The sequence below is a fragment of the Caulobacter sp. B11 genome (genome assembly GCF_002737765.1).
Lineage (GTDB): Bacteria > Pseudomonadota > Alphaproteobacteria > Caulobacterales > Caulobacteraceae > Caulobacter.
In genome coordinates this window covers 1-6,575 of sequence record NZ_PEGG01000134.1, presented here as the reverse complement: position 1 = coordinate 6,575, position 6,575 = coordinate 1, and the positions used below count along the sequence as shown (strand labels likewise).

7 protein-coding genes and 2 pseudogenes are annotated in these 6,575 nt (G+C 67.0%); all 9 read left to right on the top strand.

The window, feature by feature from the left end; all coding sequences use genetic code 11:
- On the top strand, positions 1 to 474 hold a 474-nt coding region (locus CSW58_RS06895; RefSeq protein WP_236627694.1), incomplete at its 5' end, for a methyl-accepting chemotaxis protein.
- A complete protein-coding gene (locus tag CSW58_RS06890) occupies positions 474 to 758 on the top strand; it encodes an STAS domain-containing protein (RefSeq protein ID WP_369825104.1) in 285 nt (94 codons plus the stop codon). The genes CSW58_RS06895 and CSW58_RS06890, both read left to right, overlap by 1 nt.
- On the top strand, positions 755 to 1,120 hold the full coding sequence (locus CSW58_RS06885; protein WP_099446788.1) for a response regulator: 366 nt from the start codon (positions 755 to 757) through the stop codon (positions 1,118 to 1,120). The genes CSW58_RS06890 and CSW58_RS06885 overlap by 4 nt, the downstream gene beginning before the upstream one ends.
- A gap of 50 nt (positions 1,121 to 1,170) precedes the next feature.
- Positions 1,171 to 3,447 (top strand): chemotaxis protein CheA, encoded by a 2,277-nt coding sequence (locus CSW58_RS06880; protein WP_099446787.1) that lies wholly within the window; start codon positions 1,171 to 1,173, stop codon positions 3,445 to 3,447.
- A gap of 4 nt (positions 3,448 to 3,451) precedes the next feature.
- Entirely contained in the window at positions 3,452 to 3,922 is a 471-nt protein-coding gene (locus CSW58_RS06875) for a chemotaxis protein CheW (protein WP_099446786.1), read from the top strand.
- Complete coding sequence (locus CSW58_RS06870) at positions 3,919 to 4,803, top strand: protein-glutamate O-methyltransferase CheR (RefSeq protein ID WP_099446785.1); 885 nt, start codon at positions 3,919 to 3,921, stop codon at positions 4,801 to 4,803. Before CSW58_RS06875 ends, CSW58_RS06870 begins: the two co-directional genes overlap by 4 nt.
- Before the next feature lie 2 nt (positions 4,804 to 4,805).
- Entirely contained in the window at positions 4,806 to 5,834 is a 1,029-nt protein-coding gene (locus tag CSW58_RS06865; RefSeq protein ID WP_099446784.1) for a chemotaxis response regulator protein-glutamate methylesterase, read from the top strand.
- 55 nt (positions 5,835 to 5,889) lie between these two features.
- A pseudogene (locus CSW58_RS06860) lies at positions 5,890 to 6,227 on the top strand (response regulator).
- A pseudogene (locus CSW58_RS06855) lies at positions 6,224 to 6,575 on the top strand (chemotaxis protein CheD); the annotation flags it as partial. The pseudogenes CSW58_RS06860 and CSW58_RS06855, both read left to right, overlap by 4 nt.

Below are 6,575 nucleotides of genomic sequence, written 5' to 3'. Positions count from 1 at the left end.
ATCAAGACCCTGATTTCGTCCTCGACCCAGCAGGTCGCGTCCGGCGTCAACCTCGTCGGCCAGACCGGCGAAGCGCTGCAACGCATCGTCATCAAGGTCGGGGAAATCGACGCGCTGGTCACCGAGATCGCGGCCTCGGCCGCCGAGCAGGCCACGGGGCTGAACGAAGTGAACACCGCCGTCAACCAGATGGATCAGGTGACCCAACAGAACGCCGCGATGGTCGAGCAGTCCACCGCCGCCACCCATTCCCTGAAGGGCGAAACCGCCGAGCTGGTGCGCCTGCTCAGCCGCTTCCAGGTCAGTGAAGGCCGCGCCGGACATCGTCCGCGCGAGGCCGAAAGCCACGATGCGCCGGCTCGAAACCCGGTCGCTGAACAACGCGCGCGCCTCGGCGCCTATGCCCGTCCCGCCGCGCGCGGCGGCGCGGCGGCGGCCGCGGCGCCATCCACCGACGCCTGGGAGGAATTCTGATGCCGGCGCTGGCCCTACCCGAAACCCTCGACCTGAAGGCCGCGGGTCCCCTGAAGCAGGCGTTCATCGAGAACCGCGGCAACGCGATCGAGGTTCACGCTGACCAGGTTCGCCGCCTCGGCGGACTGTGCCTGCAGGTTCTGCTGGCGGCCCAGAAAGCCTGGACCGTCGACGGCAAGACGTTTTCGATCGTGGCCCCTTCCGAGGCCTTTCTAGAAACCACCCGTCTGTTTGGCGCCGAAGGGGCGTTCTTTCCGACGGCTATCCATGGAGCCACCTCGTGACGCGTACGATCCTCACGGTCGATGATTCTCGCACGATGAGGGACATGCTGCGCATGGCCCTGACCGGCGCAGGGTTCAATGTCGTCGAAGCAGTCGACGGCGAGCATGGTCTGGAGGTTCTCTCCGCCCATCGCCCCGATGTCATCATCACCGATATCAACATGCCGAAGCTGGACGGTTTCGGCTTCATCGAGGCGGTGCGGGTCGACGACGACTATCGCGCCATCCCGATCTTGGTCCTGACCACGGAAAGCGATCCGGCCAAGAAGGCTCGCGCCCGTTCCGCCGGCGCGACCGGCTGGATCGTCAAGCCGTTCAACCCCGAGAAGCTGGTCGAAGCCATCCGCCGGGTCGCGGCCTGATCTTCGAAACCTGCCGGACACGATAAGACACTCGATTAGGATAAGTGGGAATGGACGAGCTAGAGGCCATCAAGGTCACCTTCTTTCAGGAATGCGAGGAACTGCTCGCTGACCTCGAAGGCGGGCTCCTGGCCATGCAGGACGGCACTGACGATGGCGACACCGTCAACGCCGTGTTTCGCGCCGTCCACTCGATCAAGGGTGGGGCAGGGGCTTTTGGCCTCGAACCGCTGGTGCGGTTCGCCCATGTGTTCGAAACCCTGCTCGACGCCCTGCGTTCGAACGAGATTCCCAGCACTCAGGACCTGATCGCGGTGCTGTTGCGGGCGTCCGACGTGCTCGCCGACCATGTCAGCTCGGCCCGCGGGCTGGGCATGGTGGATGACGCGGTCTCGGCCGCGATGGCCGCCGAGCTGAAGGCCTGGACCGATCCGTCGTACGCGGCCCCGCCCGCGCCCGAGCCTGGTGTCCCCGTCGAGGCCGCCGCGCCGGTTCCGTTCGTCATGGAGCCGGAGGAGAGCCTGGAAGACGATGATCTGGGCTTCGACTTCCAGCCCATGACCATCACGATCGACGAGCAGGCCGCCACCGTCTTTCAGGCGATCGGCGACGCCTGGACCGTGTCGATCCGCCCGAAGTCCGACCTGTATCGCAAGGCCAACGAGACCGCCCTGCTGCTGCGCGAGCTCGCGCGCCTGGGCCCCATCCAGGCGACCCTGGACGACAGCGCCCTGCCGACGCTTGAATTCCTCGATCCCGAGGCCGCCTATGTCACCTGGACCGTCCGGCTCGAGACCGAGCAGGACGAGGCCGCGATCCGCGAAGTGTTCGAATTCGTCGATGGCGATTGCGAGCTTGAGATCGTTCGCGGCGAGGCGCCCGTCGATCAGGCTTTGGCCGCCCTGCTCAATCCTGTCGAGACGGCGCCCGCGCCCGAACCCGAACTGACGATCGCGCCGCCCGTCGTCGAGCAGCCGATCATCGCGCCGCCCGTCGTCGAGGCGGTCGCGCCGGCCCCGGTCTCGGCGCCCGCGCCCGCCGCGCCGCCAGTCGCGGCCAATGCGCCGGCCGCCGCCGTCGCCGCCAAGGCCCAGCAGATCGAGGTGCCCGGTCCCGGCCAGTCGGTGATCCGCGTCGATCCCGAACGCATCGACCGCCTGATCGATCTGGTCGGCGAACTGGTCATCAATCAGGCCATGCTGGCGCAGCGCGTCGGCGAATATGGCATCGCCCCATCCTCCAACCTAGCCATGGGTCTGGATGAGCTGGAACAGCTCACCCGCGAGATCCAGGACAGCGTGATGGCTATCCGCGCCCAGCCGGTGAAGTCGGTGTTCCAGCGCATGCCGCGCCTGGTCCGCGAAGTCGCCAACATGACGGGCAAGCAGGCCCGCCTGGTGATGGACGGCGAAAATACCGAGGTCGACAAGACGGTCATTGAGCGTCTGGCTGATCCGATCACCCACATGCTGCGCAACGCCATCGACCACGGGCTCGAAACGCCCGAGGAGCGCAAGGCGGCGGGCAAGAATCCCGAAGGCGTGGTGCGCCTGGCCGCCCTGCATCGCAGCGGCCGGATCGTCATCGAGGTCCAGGACGACGGCCGGGGCATCAATCGCGAACGCGTGCTGTCGATCGCGGTCAAGAAGGGCCTGATCTCGCCGGAAATCCAGCTGACCGACGAAGAGATCGACAACCTGATCTTCCTTCCCGGCTTCTCCACCGCTGACAAGATCTCGGACGTCTCCGGCCGCGGCGTCGGCATGGACGTGGTCAAGCGCAGCGTCCAGGCGCTCGGCGGCCGCATCTCGATCGCCTCGCGACCCGGCCTGGGCTCGACCTTCACGCTCAGCCTGCCCCTGACCCTCGCCGTTCTGGACGGCATGGTCATCGACGTCGCCGGCGAAACCCTGGTCGTGCCCCTGGCGGCGATCGTCGAAAGCCTGCGACCCAAGGCCGAAGAGGTCCGCCCGCTGGGCCCCGTCGGCGCCGTGCTGGCCGTCCGCGACAGCTTCGTGCCGCTGATCGATGTCGGCTTGACCCTGGGCTATCGCGACACCTCGCCGTCGCCGACCGAGGGGGTCGTGCTGCTGGTCGAGGGTGAGGACGGTTCACGCGCCGCCCTGGTCGCCGACGCCATTCACGGACAGCGCCAGGTGGTCATCAAATCGCTGGAGCAGAACTACCAGCAGGTCGAGGGCGTCGCCGCCGCGACCATCCTGGGCGATGGCCGGGTGGCGCTGATTCTCGACGTCGACGCCGTCATCGGCCTGCGCCGCCGCGAGCCGCCCCGTTCCGCTGATCCGACCCTGATCGCCGCGGAATAGCGCCATGACCGATCAAGCGCCTCCCAACATCACCGGCGAACGTCGCGAACTGATCTCGTTCCGCGTGGGCCAGCAAGAATACTGCGTGGACATCATGGCGGTTCGCGAGATCCGCGGCTGGAGCCCGGCGACGGCCCTGCCACAGTCGCCAGGCTATATGCGCGGGGTGATCAACCTGCGCGGCGCCGTGTTGCCGATCATGGACCTGGCCGTTCGCCTGGGCATGCCGATGGTCGAGCCGACCGTTCGCAACGTGTTCATCGTGGTGAAGGCCGACGACCGCACCATCGGCCTGCTGGTCGACGCCGTGTCGGACATTCTTTCGATCACCGATGATCTGGTTCAGCCCACGCCTGACGTGGCCTGCGACCGGGTTCGCAATTTCATCCGCGGGATCATCTCGCTGGACGGCCGGATGATCAGCGAGATCTCGCTGGATCGCCTGCTGCCTGAAAGGGAGGCCGTCGCCGCATGACCCAGTCCTCCACCTCATTCTCCGATCGTCGCGACGCGGCCCTGGTCGATGGCGAGTTCGCCTTCACCCACCAGGACTTCAAGCGCATCGCGGGTCTGCTCTACGATCAGGCGGGCATCAGCCTGCCCGACAGCAAGGCCACGCTGGTCTATTCGCGCCTGGCCAAGCGCCTGCGCACGCTGGGCCTGCGCAGCTTCCAGGAATACTGCTCGCTGGTGGCTCAGGAGGGCAATGTCGACGAGCAGCAGCACATGCTGCGCGCCCTGACCACCAACGTGACCCGCTTCTTCCGCGAGCCGCACCATTTCGACGACCTGCGCGCCACGGTTTTGGAACCCATGGCCGACCGCGTGCGGGCCGGCGGGCGTCTGCGTCTGTGGTCGGCGGCCAGCTCGTCGGGGCAGGAGCCCTATTCGATGGCTTTCACGGTGCTGTCGGTGTGGCCCAACGCCGCCGACCTCGACATCCGGATCCTCGGTACAGACATCGACACCAACGTCTTGGCCACCGGCCGCGAGGCGGTCTATGAGGAACAGTTGCTCGAAGGCATTCCGGCGCAGATGCGCTCGCAATATTTCGAGCGCGACGCCAGTGACCGCCGCAGTTTCCGCGTCAACGCCGCCGCTCGCAGCCTCGTGGCCTTCCGCGAGCTGAACCTCAATGGTCCGCGCTGGCCGATGAAGGGCCCGTTCGACGCCATCTTCTGCCGCAACGTCGTGATCTATTTCGACGAGCCCACCCAGGAGCGGGTCTGGCAGCGCTTCGCGCCGCTGATGCCGACGGGCGGTCGTCTTTATGTCGGCCATTCCGAGCGCGTCGGCGCTTCGGTCACGGCGTTCGAAAGCTGCGGTCTGACCGCCTATCGCAAGGTGGCGGGTTGACCATGAGCAAGATACGCGTCCTCGTCGTCGATGACTCGGCCACCATGCGGGGCCTGATCACCGCCGCCCTCAATCGCGACCCGGGCATCGAGGTGGTCGGCGCCGCCGGCGACCCGTTCGAAGCGCGGGGCATGATCAAGGCCCTCAATCCCGACGTCGTCACCCTCGACATCGAGATGCCGAACATGAACGGCATCGAGTTCCTCGAGAAGATCATGCGCCTTCGGCCGATGCCGGTGGTGATGGTCTCCAGCCTGACCCAGGCCGGCGCGGAAATGACCCTGCGCGCCCTGGAACTGGGCGCCGTCGACTGCGTGGCCAAGCCGACCATGGCGACCGGCACGGCCGACGCCCTGGCCGAGGTGGCCGTCAAGGTTCGGGCCGCGGCGCGCGCCTCGGTGCGGACCCGCGCCGACGCCACGCCCGTCACCGCCCGCCGCAAGGACTATGTGCCCTCGGGCGACGTGGTGGCGATCGGCTCGTCGACGGGCGGGGTCGAGGCCCTGCTGTCGATCCTGACCCTGTTCCCCGACACCTGTCCGCCGACGGTGATCACCCAGCACATGCCGGCCACCTTCACCGCCAGTTTCGCCGCGCGACTTGATCGCGCCAGCGGGGCCAAGGTGCAGGAAGCCACGGACGGCGCGCTTCTGGAGGCGGGCAAGGTCTATGTCGCTCCTGGCGGCGGCGCCCACCTGGAGGTCGTCCGTTCTGGCGGCCTGCGGTGCCGCCTGGTCGCGGCCGACCCGGTCAGCGGCCACCGGCCCTCGGTTGACGTGTTGTTCAACTCCCTGGCCAAGGCCGTGGGCGACAAGGCGGTGGGGGCCATCCTCACCGGCATGGGCCGTGACGGCGCCCAGGGCCTGCTGGCCCTGCGCAACGCCGGGGCCCGCACGCTCGGGCAGGATGAGCAGAGTTGCGTCGTCTACGGCATGCCCCGAGCCGCCTTTGAAATCGGCGCGGTGGAGAAGCAGGTGTCCCTGTCCTCCATCGGCCAATCCATTCTCGATCTAGCCTCAGCGAGGCGCTAGTCCATGCCCCAAAGCAAGTTCCATTTCCGTTCTGGTCGTCGATGACCAGCTGACCATGCGGGCTCTGATCCGCAATGCGCTGCAACAGATCGGCTTCCGTGATGTCCGCGAGGCGCCCGATGGCGAGGAAGCGCTCAAGCAGCTTCTGGCCAAGCCGGCCAACCTGGTGATCTCCGACTTCAACATGCCGAAGATGGATGGCCTGGCGCTGCTGCGCGCCGTGCGCTCGCACCCGCCGATCGTCAGACCGCGTTCGTGATGCTCACGGGTCGGGCCGATCGGGAACTCGTCCAACGCGCCGTGCAGTTCGGCGTCAACAACTATTGCGTCAAGCCGTTCACTGTTCAGGGGCTGCGGGACAAGATCGAGCAAGTGTTCGGGCAACTGACATGAACCCACGAGACACACACCCGGAAGACGGCCCTTCGATCAAGGTTCACGTGACCCAGGGCGAAAGTCATGTCTCGTCCGATCCCAGCGTGGTCATGACCACCGTACTGGGCTCGTGCATCGCCGCATGCCTGCGCGATCCCAGGCGGGCGTCGGCGGCATGAACCACTTCCTGCTGCCCGATTCCGGCGACAATCGGCGGGATGGTGACGCGGTGCGTTACGGCGCCTATGCGATGGAGCTGTTGATCAACGGCCTGCTGCAGCGCGGCGCGCGACGCGAGCGTCTGGAGGCCAAGATCTTCGGCGGCAAGCTGTTCGAAGGCCTGTCCGATGTCGGGGCCAGCAACGC

Bases quoted from the DNA above. Each gene is read 5' to 3' on its own strand.
- CSW58_RS06890 (WP_369825104.1), top strand. From the start codon at position 474: ATGCCGGCGCTGGCCCTACCCGAAACCCTCGACCTGAAGGCCGCGGGT.
- CSW58_RS06880 (WP_099446787.1), top strand. From the start codon at position 1,171: ATGGACGAGCTAGAGGCCATCAAGGTCACCTTCTTTCAGGAATGCGAG.
- CSW58_RS06875 (WP_099446786.1), top strand. From the start codon at position 3,452: ATGACCGATCAAGCGCCTCCCAACATCACCGGCGAACGTCGCGAACTG.
- CSW58_RS06870 (WP_099446785.1), top strand. From the start codon at position 3,919: ATGACCCAGTCCTCCACCTCATTCTCCGATCGTCGCGACGCGGCCCTG.
- CSW58_RS06865 (WP_099446784.1), top strand. From the start codon at position 4,806: ATGAGCAAGATACGCGTCCTCGTCGTCGATGACTCGGCCACCATGCGG.